The sequence below is a fragment of the Marinovum algicola genome (genome assembly GCF_900109145.1).
Taxonomy (GTDB): domain Bacteria; phylum Pseudomonadota; class Alphaproteobacteria; order Rhodobacterales; family Rhodobacteraceae; genus Marinovum; species Marinovum algicola.
This window is the reverse complement of sequence record NZ_FNYY01000013.1, coordinates 106,645-121,175: the sequence shown is the minus strand read 5'-3', so window position 1 is coordinate 121,175 and position 14,531 is coordinate 106,645. Positions and strand designations below refer to the sequence as shown.

The following is a 14,531-nucleotide window of genomic DNA, read 5'->3' as shown; positions in this document are numbered from 1 at the left end:
GATCTATCCTCCCCTGTTCTCGGTTTGGTATCTGGCCAGCGCCACGGCGATCTGCCCGAGCGCGAGGCCTCCGTCATTGGCCGGGACTTCCGCATGCTGGCGGACGGTCAGCCCGGCGCCGTCGAGCCGCTCCGCCAGCATAGCGCTCAACAGCCGGTTCTGGAACACGCCGCCGGAAAGAAAGATTGTGTCGCAGCCGGTGTCTGTCGAAAGGCGTGTGACGACTTCCGCCCATATCCGCGCCCAACCAGCATGAAACCGCGCGGCCATCGCGCCGGGAGCCTCCTCCTGCGCGAGATCGGCCGCAATCCGAGGCCAGATCGGCGCGGGGTCGACCTCGATCATGTCGGGTCTGTCCACGATTTCGAAGTGGTAGGGATCGGCGACATTCCTCGTAAGCCAGCCTTCCGCCGCCGCTTGCAAGCGCATCGCCGCTTCGCCTTCGTATGTCTGCCGCGCGACGCAGAGCCCCGCCGCCGCCGCCACAGCGTCGAACAGACGTCCCGCAGAGGAGCTTGCCGGCGTGTTCAGCCCGCTGGCCATCGCCGCAATCAGAGGTTCGGTGGGCTGGCCGCGCAGCCGTTCGCACAGTGACGCCGGCCAGCTATCGCGCGTGCCGGCCTGGCTCAGCCGCGCCAGCAGGTTCCGCCAAGGCTGTCGGGCCGCCTGGTCACCGCCGGGCAGCGGCGCCGTACGAAGCGTGGCCAGCCGCTTGGCACCGCGATAATCGCAGTGCAGCACTTCGCAGCCCCAAAGCGCCCCCGCCTCGCCGATACCGATACCGTCCTGTACCACGGCAAGCACGGGGGCGGTGTCGAGCGGTACGCCATGTTCGACCATGCAGGCCGCCGCGTGGGCGTGGTGATGGCCGACCTCGACCAGCGGAAGCCCGCGTGCGCTGGCCAAGTCCCGCGCGAGGCTGCGCGACCGGTAGCCGGGATGCGGATCAGCGGCGATGACGGCAGGTGACAGGCCGTAGAGGGTTTCGAACAGCTCCAGCGTGCGCAGGAAATCCGCTTCGGTCGCCAGTCCGGAGAGATCGCCTATGTGCTGCGACAGCACCGCCACGCCGCCCTTGGCAAGCCCGAAGGTGTTCTTGATGTCGCCGCCGAAGGCGATCACCTGTGGGTGTGACGCTCCGAACCCCTCGGGCAACGGCAGCGGCCGCGGTGCCAGGCCCCGGCCCCGCCGCAGCGGCCGGGCGCGGCCGCTGGTGACCTGAACGAGGCTGTCATCCACCCGGTTTGCTATGTCGCGATCATGCATCAGGAACAGGTCGGCGAAATCCGCCAGCCGGTCGCGGGCCTCGGCATTTGTCGTCACCTGCGGATCGCCACCGGGATTGCCGGAGGTCATCACCAGCGGAACATCGACGGCCTCCATCAGCATCGCGTGCAGCGGCGAATATGGCAGCATGATTCCCAGCCGGTTCAGACCGGGCGCCAGCCCTTCGGGCAGCGGGCCGCCCGGCAGCATGTCGAGCAGGACGATCGGCGCGGCAGGCGATACCAATGCCGCCGCTTCGGCGTCGTTGACGCGGACGAAGGCCTGCGTTGCCGCGAGGTCGCGAATCATCAGCGCGAAGGGTTTGTCCGGCCGGCGCTTGCGGGTGCGCAGCAAGTGGATTGCCGACCGGTCGGTGGCGTCGCAGGCCAGATGGAAGCCGCCGATGCCCTTCAACGCAACGATCCCGCCGCGCGAAAGGCACTCGGCCGCACGGGCAATGGCCCCGGCGCCGATCTCCCGCTGCGTGGCGTCGCCCGCGTGTTCCGCCCAGAGCATGGGTCCGCATTCCGGGCAGGCCGTGGGCTGGGCGTGAAACCGGCGATCGGCGACGTCGCGATATTCGGCGCGACAGGCGGGACACATGGGGAACCGCGCCATCGTGGTGTTGGCGCGGTCATAAGGCAGCGCCCGCAGGATGGAAAACCGTGGCCCGCAATGTGTGCAATTCAAGAACACATAGCCATGACGGCGGTCGCCCGGATCGAGCAGTTCGGCGCGACAGGCATCGCACAGCGCGGCGTCGGGCGTGGCAGCGGCATGGACCGCGCCGCCGGTGCTGAGTTCGATGGAAAAGTCGCGCGGCGCCGGTGCGCCAAGCGGCGCCGCGTCGATGGCGTCGATCCGGGCAAGCGGAGGCGCGTCCCCGGTCAGCCTGTTGCGGAAGTCGGTCAAGGCGGCGCCGGTCCCGAAAGCGTCGATCTCGACGCCGGCACCGGTGTTGCGCACGGAACCGGTGATGCCGGCTTTGCCGGCGATGAGATAGACGAAGGGGCGAAACCCCACGCCCTGTACCAGGCCGCGCACCGTGATCCGTTCTGCACCGGGAGCGTCCCTCATTCGGCGGCCTCCCTCCGTTCGAGCGCGACGATCACCTCGAACGCCATGTCGACAGCAGGCATGATCGCGTCATGCATCGCCGGGCTCATCTCTGTGCCGAAGGTGTCGGCCTCGGCGATCTGCGCGGCGACGATGCGCACCAGAGACGGCAGGGCGCCGACCTCGCGCGCCAGCGTCAGCGCACGCACCGGAGTGGCGTAGTGGATGTCAGCAAAGAAATCGCGACGCTCGCGGTCGGTGAATCCGGCGACATCCGGCAAATCCGGCGCCAGCAGGAAGAGCGTGCCCGGTGTCGCCCCCCGATCGCAGGCATCGAACAAGAGCACGGCGTCGTAGCCTCGCATCAACTCCTGTACCAGATGAATGCCGCCGATGCCGGTCTCGAAGACTGTGACGTTGCCGCGCAGACGAGGATCGGCCCCGGCGGCGCGGGCGGCAAGAACGCCAAAGCCGTCGTCGCCCTTCAATTCGTTCCCGACTCCGGCGACGAGTACCCGCATCTACATCGCCGCCAGCGAGGGCGTGAACGGCATCCCGAAGCCGATCAGCACGCGGTCATGGTCACGGCGCACCGGGCGGCAATCGAGCGGTGCGCCGCCGCCCATCCGCGCGCCGCTGCGGATGTCGTAGAGGCAGCCGGGCGCAGCAGGACAGGCCCAGGCATACCCGTTCAGGGTGCCCTCCCGCATCCCGGCACCGTGTTCGGCGCAGACCCCCGCGAAGGCGAACAGATCACCCCCGGCACGGGCCAGCACATATGTCCCCTCCTCCATGCGGCACACCGCGAATTCGCCATCGGCGGGCGCGGCGTCCACCGGCGCAGGTGACCAATGCGGCGGGGTGTCGGCGGGATCGGCAGAGACACCCGCGTCGTCCTGCGGCAGGAAATCCCAGACCTTCCGGCATCCCGGCGTTTCCGGCGGCAACAAGTCGTACATCCCCATCAGCGTATGAATGGCGGGATCGGTGATCACCTGTTCCAGCACACCTTCCTTGAACAGCCGCACCAGCCGGTGCAGGGCTTCGCGGTGGATGGCATCGATCCCCGCAAGCGCCGCCCGGACGTCCTCGCGCGGCTTCTCGTCCGCCTCGTCGAGCGCGGCCAGCGCATCGCCTGTCGCCGCCACCAGCGCCTCCCATTCTTCATTGGACCGATAACCCACAAGTTCTTGCGGGGCGTCGTCCTTGACGTTCGGGGGGGCGCCGGACGTCATCGCTCAGCCATGCGCATGATTGTGGTGATCATGCGTCGGGTCGTCGCAAGGCTCGTCGCCGTCGCAGCAACCGGCGTTGCATTCGCCGTGACTGGCCTGCTGGAACTCGGTGAAAGTCTCGAAGAACATGCGCCCGGCCTTGCGCCGCCCCGTGGCGGTGAAGACATAGGCGCCGCCGTCACGCCGGAGATCGCCCGCCTCCGCCAGCCGCTCGAAAGTTTTCGCGACATCGCCCTCGCCGCTTTTCAGAAATGGCAGGACGGCCAGCGGCGTGAAGCTCTCGCCAAAACCTTCGCCCTGATACCAGTAGCAGATTTGCAGCACATCCTCCTGTTCGATCAGCCGGTCGAGCGCTTGTGCATCGGTGTCTCGGGTCATTGACTCTGCCTCCGGGGCGCGGGTCCGGTGGTGGTGGCGTGATGAAAGGACGTCACCGGAACCAGATCCGCCGCCTGTTTCAATCCGGCCAAATCTCTGTCGTCGCCCCTGGCCAGACATGTCGCCGTGGCGGCCAGCCGGGCGATCGTCAGCGCGGGATCGAAACCGAGGCCCCGCACCAGGGAAACGGACGAGAGCTTCCGGGTTTCCGCCATGACCATCGTGCCAAAGGTCTCGGCCGGCAACTCTGCCTCCACAGTGTAGCACTTCGTTGGCCAGATGCCGAATTTTTCACCGATCATCAGCGTGTTTTCCAAGTCCACCACGCCGGTGACCGCTTCATAAATGCGTTCCTGCATCGCGGCATCCGGCAAGCAGCCACCCGACCAGCGCCAGGCCCTGACCCGGCCCGGGCAGGCGCAGACCGAGGCCGCTCCCACCAGGACGATGCGGTCCGGCAGGTCCGCACCCATGTCCTCGAATTGCTGCACGATGTGGATCGGGCTCCAGGTCATGTTGCGCAGCGACACCTCCGGCATTCCGGCGCAGCGAACCTCCAGCTCGGCCATCAGCCGCGGTCCCAGCGGATAGGGGTCGAGCACCGGCGTGAAGCCGACGACGCCGATGATCGTTGTGGCGGCGGGCTCAGTCGATGCCGCAGGCACAGGTGGTTACCTCGCGCGTGACCACGCGATCCGATCCTTCGACCATGACATGCGTGGTGCAGGGCATGCAGGGGTCGAAGGATCGGATCGCGCGCAATATGTCGATGCCCTGAAAGTCATTTTCTCCCTTGAAGTTGCTTTCGACGATGGCGGTGTTCAGCACCGCGCGCTCATAGGGTCCGGGCTCGCCCCAGGGCGTGCGCGGGCATGCGTTGATGGTCGAGGGCGTGACGATCTGATAATTCGCAAGCAGGCCGTCCTTGATTTCGCAGTGATGAGAAAGGAAGCCGCGGCCCGCGCCCCAGAAGCCGACGCCAATGGAATGACCGCTCTGGGGGATCTCGAACGGCGTCGCGACCTTGGTTTCGCCGGCCTTCACCAGATCCATCGCGCGGGTCAGGTTTTCCATGGTCACCATCAAGTTGAAGGCCACGGCATAGGCGCGCGCGCGGTTGCGCTCGAAAGCGTTCCAGACCTCGGGCGGTTTCCATTCGAAAGTTCGCTCGGGACGTTCCTCGCCCTTGGGGACGCGCAGGATCAGACTGTGGCCAGTCGATTGCACGAACGCCGATTGCGGCAGCTTGCCGGACACCGCCGACAGGTAGACCCGGGCATAGGCGCCGGCCTCGAAGGTGCGGCGGTCCCAGGTCGGCGTGGTGGCCCAGGAATAGCGCTCCTTCCAGTTCTGCGACCCGGGGCGCGGAATCGTCGTCTTGTTCCAGGGGTGGTTCGGCGACAGCGGGTTGCCGGCGGGATCGGTCTTGAACGGGTAGTCGTCCCACGTCTCATAGTAGGAATGTTCGACGAACTCCTCGAGTCCGACGTTGATGTCGGTCAACCGGTTGGTCACCAGCTTGCCGCCCACCAGAACACCGGGGGTCGACCAGCGCTCCTGCCCCCAGGCATTGCAGTTGGCATAGGTCGCGTCGTAGTGGTCCTCATGGTCCCACTGGCCCAGATCGACCATCGTGGCATCGAGCCGTCCGCAGTCGAGATAACGCGGATCGGCCTCGAGGAAGAAATCGAACACGTCGTCCCAGATGCCGATGCATTTCTTCGAATAGTCGAAGAACTTGATCATGCGCATGTAGAATTCGTTCAGTACCGAGATGTCGACGAAGGTGGTCACGCCGCCGGGAATGATGGTTTCGGGATGCGGATACTTGCCGCCCAGCAGAACATAGGCCTCGCGTGCCACGCGCGTCATTTGTAGCGCTTCGAGATAGAGCTTACCGGTCAGCGGGTTCAGATCGTGCAGGATATCGCCGATGGTGGCGTAGCCGTGCAGCTCCTTGTGTTTCGCGGGTGCGCCCTCGGCCCTTGTCCAAATCTCGGGGTTGGTCTGCTTGACCAGGCTTTCCGAAAAATCCGGCCCCGCCAGCACGAAGAGATGCAGCGGGTTGTCGTAGAGATATTCGCAGCTTAAGAGCAGATTGCGCACCACGATGCCCAGCGGCGGCGGCTTGATGCCAAGCGCCATTTCCACCGACAGCGCAGAGGCGGTCGAATGCACGCCGCCGCAGACGCCACAGGCGCGGGACGAAATGAAGGCCGCATCACGGGGGTCGCGGCCGCGCAGGATCACCTCGTAGCCGCGAAACAGCGTCGCCATCGAATTGGTGTCGCGCACCCGGCCCTGCTCCAGATCTACGGTCGAATGGAAGGCCAGCGCGCCGGCCACCCGCGTCACCGGATCGTAATCGACATCGACAAGCTGGCCGTTCTTGTTGGCCAGCTCCTTCAGCTTGGCGTCGCGTTCCTCTGGGGTGCGGGTCTGGTAGTCGTAGGGGTTCTTCACCCCTTGCTTCAGGAAGGCGTTGCCGTTTTCGTCGAACTCGACCGGCAGGTTCTCGAAACACATCGCAGGCTATTCCTTCTTCTCGGCGGTCATCCCGCGCGCGACGCCGACGATGGCGGCAAGGTTTCCGTTGGCGGCCAGCAGCGGTGGCGCCAGCGCCTCCAGCCGTGCAGAAATGCCGTCCACCCGTCCGTTTAGCGGCGCGGTGTCGTCGCGGACCTTGATCAATCCGTCTGCCAGATTCTGGAGGTGATCCGCACCGCGTTTCAGCGCCACGAAGATGCCGATCAGATGATAGGCCACAACCAGGACGATCACCAAGGCCAGTACGACCGAAATCCCTGTCAGCACGGCGATCATGGCGACCTCCTGTGCTCTGCCCGTGCGACCAGAAGCCCGGCCACTGCCCCGGTCTTGGCTTCGATGGCCTCGGCCACGGGATGCATTGTCGCCGCGGTCTCCAGCGTATCGCCCAGTGCCGGGATCGCGCCGGTATGGGTGGCGATCCTGCCGCCCGCCGTACTCATGTCGGCGAGGTATCCCTCGATCGCCCAGGCGGCGTTCAACGCGCGCCGGAGAAGGGTCACCGCCACCGGCACGATGACCAGGGCGATGATCAGCAGCGTCACGATCCAGATCACGATTGCTGCCAATGGCATCATTTGTCCTCCTGTCCCGAGACCGCTTTGTGCAGATCGCCCAGCGTCGCGTCGACCGCCGACAGCCCCGCCGCCACGTCGGCCAGCCCCTTGTTGACGGGCTCGGCGGCGGCCGGCAGATGCGAGGTTTCGCGGTCGATGGCCCGCAACCCCAGCCGAAGTTTGGCGAGATAGCTGCTGCCGGTGCCGCCGATCTCTTCCAGCAGGCCGCTGATGCGCACCAGAGCAACGGCGACAACCGCCAGAAACAGCAGCGCGGCAAGCGCGGTCAGCGATGTGAGCAGGGTCGTCATGTGGCCCCCCTGTCCCCGGCGAGGATGCATTGCGGACAGCCCGGGCAGGTTTCGGCATGATCGCGAAGCGCCTCGGCCTCTTGCAGGATACCACCTGCCCTGCCCCGGATTGCCTGCACCGCCTCGAGCGTCCGGTAGAGCAGCGCGATATGGATGGTGTTGTTGGCCACCTGCTGGCCACGGGTCCAGACCAGCGCGGCGCCGTCGCGGATGTCGCGGGCGGTGCCGACCACCAGCGCCAGCAGGATCGCCACGACAATCGTCACTGCCAGAGCCGCGCCGATCGCGATCCACCAGAGCGTGATGTGGTCCATTGCTTCCTCCTCAGGCCGCGTCTTCATTTTCAGCGTCATGCGTGACAGCCTCGCGGATCGCGCGCGCGTTGGCCTCGATCGCGGCGGCGCCATCGAGAAGCGCGCCCGCAGTCCTGTTGATCTTCGCCACGCGCCAGACCGACCGCGTGTTGGCATCAATCTCGCCGACAATCTCCGCGGCGGTTGATGCAAGTCTGCGGATTCGCCGCGCCTGCCAAAGGATGGCCAGCAGCAGCACCGCCACCACGACGACAACCGCTGCCGCCACGCCGAAACCGAGAGCCCACCAGATGTTCATCGCGTCACCTCTCCACCTCGTGGTCATGCGGGGACTTGCGGATATAGGCATGGGAGGGGTTCTGGTAGGCGCGCTGCCGGTGCGAGCCCGCGGCCGAAAACCCCGTCCGCCGCCGCTTCAGGAATTCGTAGACGCCGCCCACCATCCGCTCGGCGGGATTGAGGCCGCCGTCCACTTTGGCCCAGCCACTGGGCACCGCGTTGTCGCGTTTCCACCGGCGGGTCCGGTTGCGGCTCTTTAGCGTGAACTGGCGCAGGTAGTCGACAAAACTGCCGGTCGTCCGGCTGAGCGTGGTCGACATCAGTGAGCCCGGAGGGCGTTTGTAAAAAGGCGCGAAGGCATCGGGAAACCCGGGCATGGTGCAGCCGATGCAGATGCCGCCGGTGTTCATGCAGCCCCCCATGTGGCCATTGGCACCACGCGACACGATATTGCATTGCACCACCGGCCCCCAGCAGCCCAATTCAACCAGGCATTTGCGCTCGCCGTAGCTTTCGGCGAACTTTCCCTCTTCGTAATTGCCCGCCAGCACGCAACGGCGGTGCACCGTCTCGCCGAACAGCCAGGCCGGCCGGCCCAACTCGTCGAATTCGGGCAGCGGCCCGAATCCGGCCAGGAACATCAGCACCGCGGCGATGGTCTCGGTGGTATTGTCGCCGACAGGGGCGCATCCGGGAATGTTGATCGGCGGCAGACCCAGCGCGCTGAGATATTCCTCGCCGAGAAAGTCCATCACCGACATCGCGCCCGTGACGTTGCCGATTGCCGCGGGGATGCCGCCCCAGGTCGCGCAGGTGCCCACCGCGATCACCGCCGCCGCGCCGGGAGCGAGATCGTGCAGCCATTGCGCCGTGGGAATGGGCTGCTTGCCGGCACCTTCGCGCTCGTCGGCGCCCATGGCCGACCAATAGCCGCCGAATTCGCCGGCAATGCGCTCATCGGGCACCGAACCTTCGAACAGCACCACATAGGGCGCGCCCAGCTTGCCGGCCTTGGCGGCATGGTGCGCCTGCATGAAATCCTTGCCGGCGGTGACGGAAAGCACCGGGTGATGCAGCACGATCCGCGGCAATCCCGGCAGGCGCGCGTTCAAGAGTTGTTCGACCGAAGGATTCTGCGCCCCGGCGGCCGAGATCGTGCAGCCATCGCAACTCATCCCGGCGAGCCAGAAGGCATGAACTTCATCGAGCGGCCCTTCATCCAGCGTGAAGGTCGGGCGATAGGCCTCTTGACGTGTGGTTTCGGCGGTCTCGGTCATCCATCTGGTCTCCCGATTCAGCCCATGCTAGCAGATTGCCCCAAGGGAAAGGTCAAGGAGATTCCGTCGCCGGTTACCGATTTCTGCTGTTCTTACAATCACAAGGCGCGAGAAGCGCAGCGCAGATGCAATCGCCGTCACGCTCGCGCGGGGTGCCGATCAATGCGTCGAAACGGGCCCGCAATTCGTCATGCTCGCCCTGCAATCGCGCGATACTCAACTCGCGATCCCGGATCTGTTCGTCCAGCCGTCCGAGCAGCCGCTGGCGCAGGCTGCGCCCGTCATCGGTGGTCAGCAGGTCACCGATCTCATCCAGAGACAGGCCGAGCTTGCGCAGATTCACGATCAATTGCGCGCGGCGCGCGGCGCTCGGACCAAAGAACCGATAGCCGTTCGACGCGCGCTCGGGCGGGTGTATCAGCCCGATCTTCTCGTAGTGGCGAAGCGTCTTGGGTGTCACCCCCAGAAGCTCGGCCAGTTCGCCAATCAGCATCCGTGCCTCAAGCGTTCCGCGTTGCGTCGGCCCCGGCCCCCGGCGCTGCGTGAGCGATCCGCGCGATGGCCTCGATCCGGCCGGCAATGTCGCGGATCGCGGCGACACCCGGAGCCCCGGCCGCATGGTCAATCGGGGCGCTTCCCTGGCGTTCGGCCTCCATCATTGCCTCCTCATAGGGAACGGTGCCGATGATCTCCATCCCATGCTTGTCGCAGAACGCCCGGATCGCGCTCATGTCGTCGTCGGAACGCACCTTGTTGGCAACAACCTTGACATGCGCAATGCCCAGCTCGACCGCCAGTTCGCAGGTCCGCATCGCCGCCTCGAGCGAACGGTAATAGGGTTCGGCCACCACCAGCATCATGTCGACATGCCGCGCGGTACCGCGCTTGAGATGTTCCAGCCCCGCTTCCATGTCGGTGATCGTGTGCTCGCCAATCGATGTCAGTTCGGCGATCAGCCCGCGCACCGCCCGATGCGAGGCACACATGCAGCCCGAGCCGGCGCTGCCATGAGCCGGCTTGCCCATCACGATCAGATCGAGGTTGCTGGCCGCCGGGATGGCGTATCGCGCCATGATATCCTCGCGCGGGATCGCCGGCTCCATCATGATGACGCCGTCAACCTCGGGCCCGCGGCGCATGACGTTGGCGGGAATATACCCGATGCGATCCGCCTCGTCTGGCGTCATCCCCAGCACCAGCGCCAGGTTGGGATTGGGATCGCCGTCGATGGCGAGAATCTTCCGTCCCTCTCCGGCAAAAATTCGTGCCAACGTTCCGGCGATGGTCGTCTTGCCCGACCCGCCCTTTCCGACCGTCGCGATCTTCATCCTCGCCTCCCGTCAAAAAAACCAATGCGAAAATAGTAGCTTACCCCAGGTAATCGTGCAATGACACGCATTCATTGCCCCGAGGGAAAGGTTAGTCGTGCCAACCGACAGTTTCCGGCAACCCGCTGGGCATCGAAGACTTCGGTGATCTTTTGGCCGACGGCGTGCGGGTTGTCGTGACCGGTGATGCGGACGCATGGATCACCTGGCCCAACTGGCCGATCACCAAAGACGGTCTCGACATGGTCGAACTGACCGAGGATCGGGTAATCTATCGCGACATCAACGTGGTGCTGTCGCCGGATGCCGACCCCGAAGCGAAAGCCTTCCTCGACTTCCTCGTGACGGAGGAGGCGCCGGAAATCCCGGCGACCGAGGGCTGGCAGCGATAATTTTTAGCGCGCCCGGGAATAATTCCGGAGCGCCACACGTCTCTTTGTTGAATGACGGTGTGCGACTGTGCACCGCTCTAGCAGCCAAGGGAGGAGACTATGGCGCTCGACGAGGACAAGAAACGCTCGGTTCAGGAGTTTTTCGCAGATGATCCGGAGAAAGCGGACAAGGAATTTTTCGGACGGGTCGCAAACCCCGACCGGCGCGGTTTCCTGAAGCGCACCGGCTTGGCGACGATGGCCGCGATGGTTGGCACATCGATCCCGTTCCACCGCAACATGCCGATTGGCTTTGTGCCCGCTGCAATGGCGCAGGAAAACGTGCTGTTCGGCAAAGAAGGGCTGACCCTGCTCAACGACCGCCCGGTCAATGCCGAGACGCCGCCCGAGCTTCTGGACGATGCAATCACGCCGACCAGCAGGCATTTCATCCGCAACAACGGCATCCCGCCTGAAGACGTGGACCCGTCCACCTGGACGCTGACCATCGACGGGTTCGTCGACAACCCGATGGAACTGACCATCGCCGATCTGCGCGAGCAGTTCGAGGTTGTGACCATGGCGCTCACGCTGGAATGCGGTGGCAATGGGCGCGGTTTCTTCAACCCGCCCGCCAAGGGCAACCAGTGGACCTATGGCGCGGTGGCCTGTTCGGAATGGACGGGCGTTCGCCTCAAGGACGTGCTGGAAAAGGCGGGGGTGCAGTCCAACGTCGTCTACACGGCGCATTACGGGGCCGACGGACACCTGTCGGGCGATCCCGACAAGCTGCCGATTTCGCGCGGCGTGCCAATCGAAAAGGCGATGACGGACAACATCCTGATCGCCTTCGAAATGAACGGCGAGGCGCTACATCCGATGAACGGCGCCCCCTTGCGCCTTGTTGTGCCCGGTTGGCCGGCCTCGACCGCGCAAAAGTGGCTGACACGGATCGAGCTGCGCGACCAGGTGCATGACGGCCCGAAGATGACCGGCACGTCTTATCGCGTGCCCGCCTATCCCGTGGCACCGGGACAGGATGTGCCGGACGAGGATTTCGTCATCATCGAACGGATGCCGGTCAAGTCGCTCGTGACCTTCCCCGCCAACGGCGCCGACACCGGTATGGGCACGCAGGTGCGCGGCCACGCCTGGTCCGGCGACCGGTCGATCGACAAGGTCGAGATCTCGACCGATTTCGGGTCAACCTGGAGGGACGCCGAACTGGACGCACCGGTCAATGACGGTGCTTGGCAGAACTGGCGGGCCGACGTGACCTTCCCGCAGGCCGGCTACTACGAGGTTTGGGCCCGCGCCACCGACAGCGCGGGCGTCATGCAGCCCTTTGCCATCGACTGGAACCCGAAAGGTTATCTGAACAACACCATGCATCGCGTGGGTGTTCGCGCAAGCTAACCAATACCGGGGCGGCCTGGAGCCGCCCCTCAACACTTCCGGACTGGAGTTACCTCATGTGCTTCGCAACTCTGCGAAATCTCTCTCTTTTTGCGCTCGGCTTCGGCCTTGGCTCGCCCGCCTTGGCGGATCTTGACGCGGCCCTCGCGGCAGCCGATGCGTCCAAGGGAGAACGCGTCTTCAAGAAATGCGCCGCCTGCCACACTGTCGAACAAGGCGACAAGAACAAAGTCGGCCCCAACCTTTATGGTATCGTAGACGGGCCGGTCGCCGCGGTTGACGGCTTCAAGTATTCAAACGCCCTGACCGAATACGGTGACGAATGGACTCCTGAACGTCTTGATGCGTTCCTCACCAAGCCCCGGGCCGAGGTCAAGGGCACCAAGATGAGCTTTGCCGGGCTCAAGAAAGAGGAAGACCGCGCGAACCTGATTGCCTATCTGAACACCTTCTCCGACAACCCGCTTGCGTTCGGCGCGACCGAGGCCGCCGCACCGGCGACAGACAGCGCTGCCGAGGAGTACGAATTCGGCATCCTGTTCGATGCACCGGGCGTAGAGGCCACGTATTACGCCTGCACCGCCTGCCATTCCGAGATGATCGTCGCCCAGCAGGGCCTGACCCGCGACGAGTGGGACGAGATGTTCGAGTGGATGGTCGAAGAACAGGGTATGTCCGAAATCGAAGAGCCCGACAGGACCGAGATTCTCGACTACCTGGCGGCCCACTACAACACCGACCGTCCAAACTTTCCTCGCCCCCTCGGGAATTAAGGTGCTGCGGTCGGGAATGGGCCGATTTGTCCCGGCCCATCACCTGGCTCGTCCGCTTCACTGAGGAGCCTTTGACGTCATGTTGGGAGGGGCGGCTATCCGTTGCGCCTCCGTCCGGTCATGGCCGATCGTCGGGATACATCGCGATCATGACATTCGGGTATCGGTGGAGGTGTCCTGCTCAGCCCACTCTTTGTGATCGCAGGCTGGACGGAGGCAAGACGGACGGCCGGCATCGCCGCCGTCTTCGTCTTGTTCATCCGCGGGCAACCTCGCCAAACTGAGCAGCGTCCCGGCACATTTTGAGGTGCCCCTAGCACTACAGTTGCGTATTTGATCGGGCTTTTCGGTGGGCGATGGCGGCGGCGACTTGGTGCCCCCTTCGCCATCGTGACCAATCCCAGATGAAGGTGGCGGTGTGGACCGGGCGATGCAGCAGTCGCGTGCAGAGGCGACGGATTTCCGGCGTGGTCAGGGTTTGCCGGAGGCGCGCGATCATGCAGCCGGGCGTTTCGGACTCGTTTCGTTCTGTTTCCCATAGGCCGCGCGGCGCTGGTCGGCGCCGATCCGGGCGAGAAACGCGGCGGCGGCCATCACCAGACTCATGTGCCGATGCCAGCCGTGCCAGGACCGCGCTTCGCAGTGGTCAAGACCCAGGTCGTCCTTGGCACGGAGAAAACATTCCTCGATGGCCCAGCGCAGCCCGGCCGCCGCAGCGAGGTCTTCCAGCGTGGCGTCAGAAGGCGCGTAGGCGAAATAATAGGCGATGGCGCCGGGATCACGCAGACTCCGCCGCGCCAGAAACCAGAGGGAAAATCCCTGTCCGGCCTGATACTTGAGAGGCAGGCGCGCCCAGTGATAGAGCCGAGGCCCCTTGGCGCCTTCGCCGGCGCTGAGCGGCGTCCAGGTCTCGGCAGGCAGGTCGGCGATCATCGTCCCAGGGTCGGTCTGCACCAGCGACCAGTCTTCCAGGAACCGCAGCGTGTGATTGGAGCGTACCGCCAGCACATAGGCCTGGCCGCGGGCTTCAAGCATGCGCCGGAAGCTGTGATCGGAGCCGTAGACCGCGTCGGCGAGCACGAAGGCGCAAGGCGTGCCCTCGTCCAGCAGGCGCGCGATCATCTCGCAGGCCATCGCAGGCTTGGTGGCAAAGGCCACCTCATCAGGCACCTGCGCGCTATCGCGGCGCGCCGGATCGCCGGCCCAGGATTTCGGCAGATAGAGTTGCCGGTCGATCAGCGCCTGGCCCCAGCGGCTGGCATAGGCGGCAAAGACCCCGACCTGGCAGTTCTCGATCCGCCCCGCCGTGCCGGAATATTGCCGCGCGACACCGACCGAATGGGTGCCTTTCTTAGGCGATTGTATACTTGACAAACCACACTGGATTCCGATATAACTAACATAGAGTTAGAGGAAGCCTTCC

The 14,531-nt window shown here is 65.0% G+C and carries 17 protein-coding genes and 1 pseudogene; 3 read left to right on the top strand and 15 right to left on the bottom strand.

The annotated features are described in order from the left end of the window. Positions 1–3: 3 nt before the first annotated feature. The 14 genes from hypF to BMW90_RS17030 form a co-directional block, all read right to left on the bottom strand. Positions 4–2,343, bottom strand: coding sequence for a carbamoyltransferase HypF (gene hypF / locus BMW90_RS17095; RefSeq protein WP_074837619.1), 2,340 nt, complete (start codon positions 2,341–2,343; stop codon positions 4–6). Further along, positions 2,340–2,843 (bottom strand): hydrogenase maturation protease, encoded by a 504-nt coding sequence (locus BMW90_RS17090; RefSeq protein WP_074837618.1) that lies wholly within the window; start codon positions 2,841–2,843, stop codon positions 2,340–2,342. Before BMW90_RS17090 ends, hypF begins: the two co-directional genes overlap by 4 nt. Next, on the bottom strand, positions 2,844–3,557 hold the full coding sequence (locus BMW90_RS17085; protein WP_074837617.1) for a Rieske (2Fe-2S) protein: 714 nt from the start codon (positions 3,555–3,557) through the stop codon (positions 2,844–2,846). A 3-nt stretch (positions 3,558–3,560) separates the two neighbouring features. After that, the gene (locus tag BMW90_RS17080) at positions 3,561–3,935 is read right to left on the bottom strand and encodes a hypothetical protein (RefSeq protein ID WP_048534615.1); all 375 of its coding nucleotides are present in this window, start codon (positions 3,933–3,935) and stop codon (positions 3,561–3,563) included. Then, entirely contained in the window at positions 3,932–4,600 is a 669-nt protein-coding gene (locus BMW90_RS17075) for a hypothetical protein (protein ID WP_074837616.1), read from the bottom strand. Before BMW90_RS17075 ends, BMW90_RS17080 begins: the two co-directional genes overlap by 4 nt. Then, entirely contained in the window at positions 4,581–6,461 is a 1,881-nt protein-coding gene (locus tag BMW90_RS17070; protein ID WP_074837615.1) for a nickel-dependent hydrogenase large subunit, read from the bottom strand. Before BMW90_RS17070 ends, BMW90_RS17075 begins: the two co-directional genes overlap by 20 nt. A gap of 6 nt (positions 6,462–6,467) precedes the next feature. Further along, positions 6,468–6,758, bottom strand: a complete 291-nt coding sequence (locus tag BMW90_RS17065) for a hypothetical protein (protein ID WP_074837614.1) — start codon at positions 6,756–6,758, stop codon at positions 6,468–6,470. Then, a complete protein-coding gene (locus tag BMW90_RS17060; protein WP_139211440.1) occupies positions 6,755–7,057 on the bottom strand; it encodes a hypothetical protein in 303 nt (100 codons plus the stop codon). The genes BMW90_RS17065 and BMW90_RS17060 overlap by 4 nt, the downstream gene beginning before the upstream one ends. Next, complete coding sequence (locus tag BMW90_RS17055; protein ID WP_074837612.1) at positions 7,057–7,350, bottom strand: hypothetical protein; 294 nt, start codon at positions 7,348–7,350, stop codon at positions 7,057–7,059. Before BMW90_RS17055 ends, BMW90_RS17060 begins: the two co-directional genes overlap by 1 nt. Further along, a complete protein-coding gene (locus BMW90_RS17050; RefSeq protein WP_074837611.1) occupies positions 7,347–7,664 on the bottom strand; it encodes a hypothetical protein in 318 nt (105 codons plus the stop codon). The genes BMW90_RS17055 and BMW90_RS17050 overlap by 4 nt, the downstream gene beginning before the upstream one ends. 10 nt (positions 7,665–7,674) lie before the next feature. Then, positions 7,675–7,962 carry a hypothetical protein gene (locus tag BMW90_RS17045; RefSeq protein ID WP_074837610.1) on the bottom strand — a complete coding sequence of 96 codons (288 nt, stop codon included), beginning with the start codon at positions 7,960–7,962 and terminating at the stop codon, positions 7,675–7,677. 4 nt (positions 7,963–7,966) lie between these two features. Continuing rightward, on the bottom strand, positions 7,967–9,220 hold the full coding sequence (locus BMW90_RS17040; protein WP_074837609.1) for an NADH-quinone oxidoreductase subunit B family protein: 1,254 nt from the start codon (positions 9,218–9,220) through the stop codon (positions 7,967–7,969). A 73-nt stretch (positions 9,221–9,293) separates the two neighbouring features. Further along, positions 9,294–9,713, bottom strand: a complete 420-nt coding sequence (locus BMW90_RS17035; protein ID WP_074837608.1) for a MerR family transcriptional regulator — start codon at positions 9,711–9,713, stop codon at positions 9,294–9,296. A gap of 7 nt (positions 9,714–9,720) precedes the next feature. Then, on the bottom strand, positions 9,721–10,548 hold the full coding sequence (locus BMW90_RS17030) for an ATP-binding protein (RefSeq protein WP_074837607.1): 828 nt from the start codon (positions 10,546–10,548) through the stop codon (positions 9,721–9,723). Between the two features lie 176 nt (positions 10,549–10,724). On the opposite strand from BMW90_RS17030, the gene BMW90_RS17025 reads away from it, so the two are divergent. The 3 genes from BMW90_RS17025 (at position 10,725) to BMW90_RS17015 (ending at position 13,108) form a co-directional block, all read left to right on the top strand. Next, positions 10,725–10,940: a substrate-binding domain-containing protein gene (locus BMW90_RS17025; RefSeq protein WP_211568922.1), complete on the top strand. Its 216-nt coding sequence runs from the start codon at positions 10,725–10,727 to the stop codon at positions 10,938–10,940. Positions 10,941–11,039: 99 nt separating this feature from the next. Further along, the gene (locus BMW90_RS17020; protein ID WP_074837605.1) at positions 11,040–12,335 is read left to right on the top strand and encodes a sulfite oxidase; all 1,296 of its coding nucleotides are present in this window, start codon (positions 11,040–11,042) and stop codon (positions 12,333–12,335) included. A 56-nt stretch (positions 12,336–12,391) separates the two neighbouring features. Next, positions 12,392–13,108: a c-type cytochrome gene (locus BMW90_RS17015; RefSeq protein ID WP_074837604.1), complete on the top strand. Its 717-nt coding sequence runs from the start codon at positions 12,392–12,394 to the stop codon at positions 13,106–13,108. A gap of 495 nt (positions 13,109–13,603) precedes the next feature. Here BMW90_RS17015 and BMW90_RS17010 read toward each other — a convergent pair. Further along, positions 13,604–14,461, bottom strand: a pseudogene (locus BMW90_RS17010) (IS701 family transposase); the annotation flags it as partial. Positions 14,462–14,531 lie beyond the last annotated feature (70 nt).

Excerpts from the sequence above, each read along its gene's own strand:
- hypF (WP_074837619.1), bottom strand. The coding sequence starts at position 2,343 with ATGAGGGACGCTCCCGGTGCAGAACGGATCACGGTGCGCGGCCTGGTA.
- BMW90_RS17090 (WP_074837618.1), bottom strand. The coding sequence starts at position 2,843 with ATGCGGGTACTCGTCGCCGGAGTCGGGAACGAATTGAAGGGCGACGAC.
- BMW90_RS17085 (WP_074837617.1), bottom strand. The coding sequence starts at position 3,557 with ATGACGTCCGGCGCCCCCCCGAACGTCAAGGACGACGCCCCGCAAGAA.
- BMW90_RS17080 (WP_048534615.1), bottom strand. The coding sequence starts at position 3,935 with ATGACCCGAGACACCGATGCACAAGCGCTCGACCGGCTGATCGAACAG.
- BMW90_RS17070 (WP_074837615.1), bottom strand. The coding sequence starts at position 6,461 with ATGTGTTTCGAGAACCTGCCGGTCGAGTTCGACGAAAACGGCAACGCC.
- BMW90_RS17065 (WP_074837614.1), bottom strand. The coding sequence starts at position 6,758 with ATGATCGCCGTGCTGACAGGGATTTCGGTCGTACTGGCCTTGGTGATC.
- BMW90_RS17060 (WP_139211440.1), bottom strand. The coding sequence starts at position 7,057 with ATGCCATTGGCAGCAATCGTGATCTGGATCGTGACGCTGCTGATCATC.
- BMW90_RS17055 (WP_074837612.1), bottom strand. The coding sequence starts at position 7,350 with ATGACGACCCTGCTCACATCGCTGACCGCGCTTGCCGCGCTGCTGTTT.
- BMW90_RS17050 (WP_074837611.1), bottom strand. The coding sequence starts at position 7,664 with ATGGACCACATCACGCTCTGGTGGATCGCGATCGGCGCGGCTCTGGCA.
- BMW90_RS17045 (WP_074837610.1), bottom strand. The coding sequence starts at position 7,962 with ATGAACATCTGGTGGGCTCTCGGTTTCGGCGTGGCGGCAGCGGTTGTC.
- BMW90_RS17040 (WP_074837609.1), bottom strand. The coding sequence starts at position 9,220 with ATGACCGAGACCGCCGAAACCACACGTCAAGAGGCCTATCGCCCGACC.
- BMW90_RS17035 (WP_074837608.1), bottom strand. The coding sequence starts at position 9,713 with ATGCTGATTGGCGAACTGGCCGAGCTTCTGGGGGTGACACCCAAGACG.
- BMW90_RS17030 (WP_074837607.1), bottom strand. The coding sequence starts at position 10,548 with ATGAAGATCGCGACGGTCGGAAAGGGCGGGTCGGGCAAGACGACCATC.
- BMW90_RS17020 (WP_074837605.1), top strand. The coding sequence starts at position 11,040 with ATGGCGCTCGACGAGGACAAGAAACGCTCGGTTCAGGAGTTTTTCGCA.
- BMW90_RS17015 (WP_074837604.1), top strand. The coding sequence starts at position 12,392 with ATGTGCTTCGCAACTCTGCGAAATCTCTCTCTTTTTGCGCTCGGCTTC.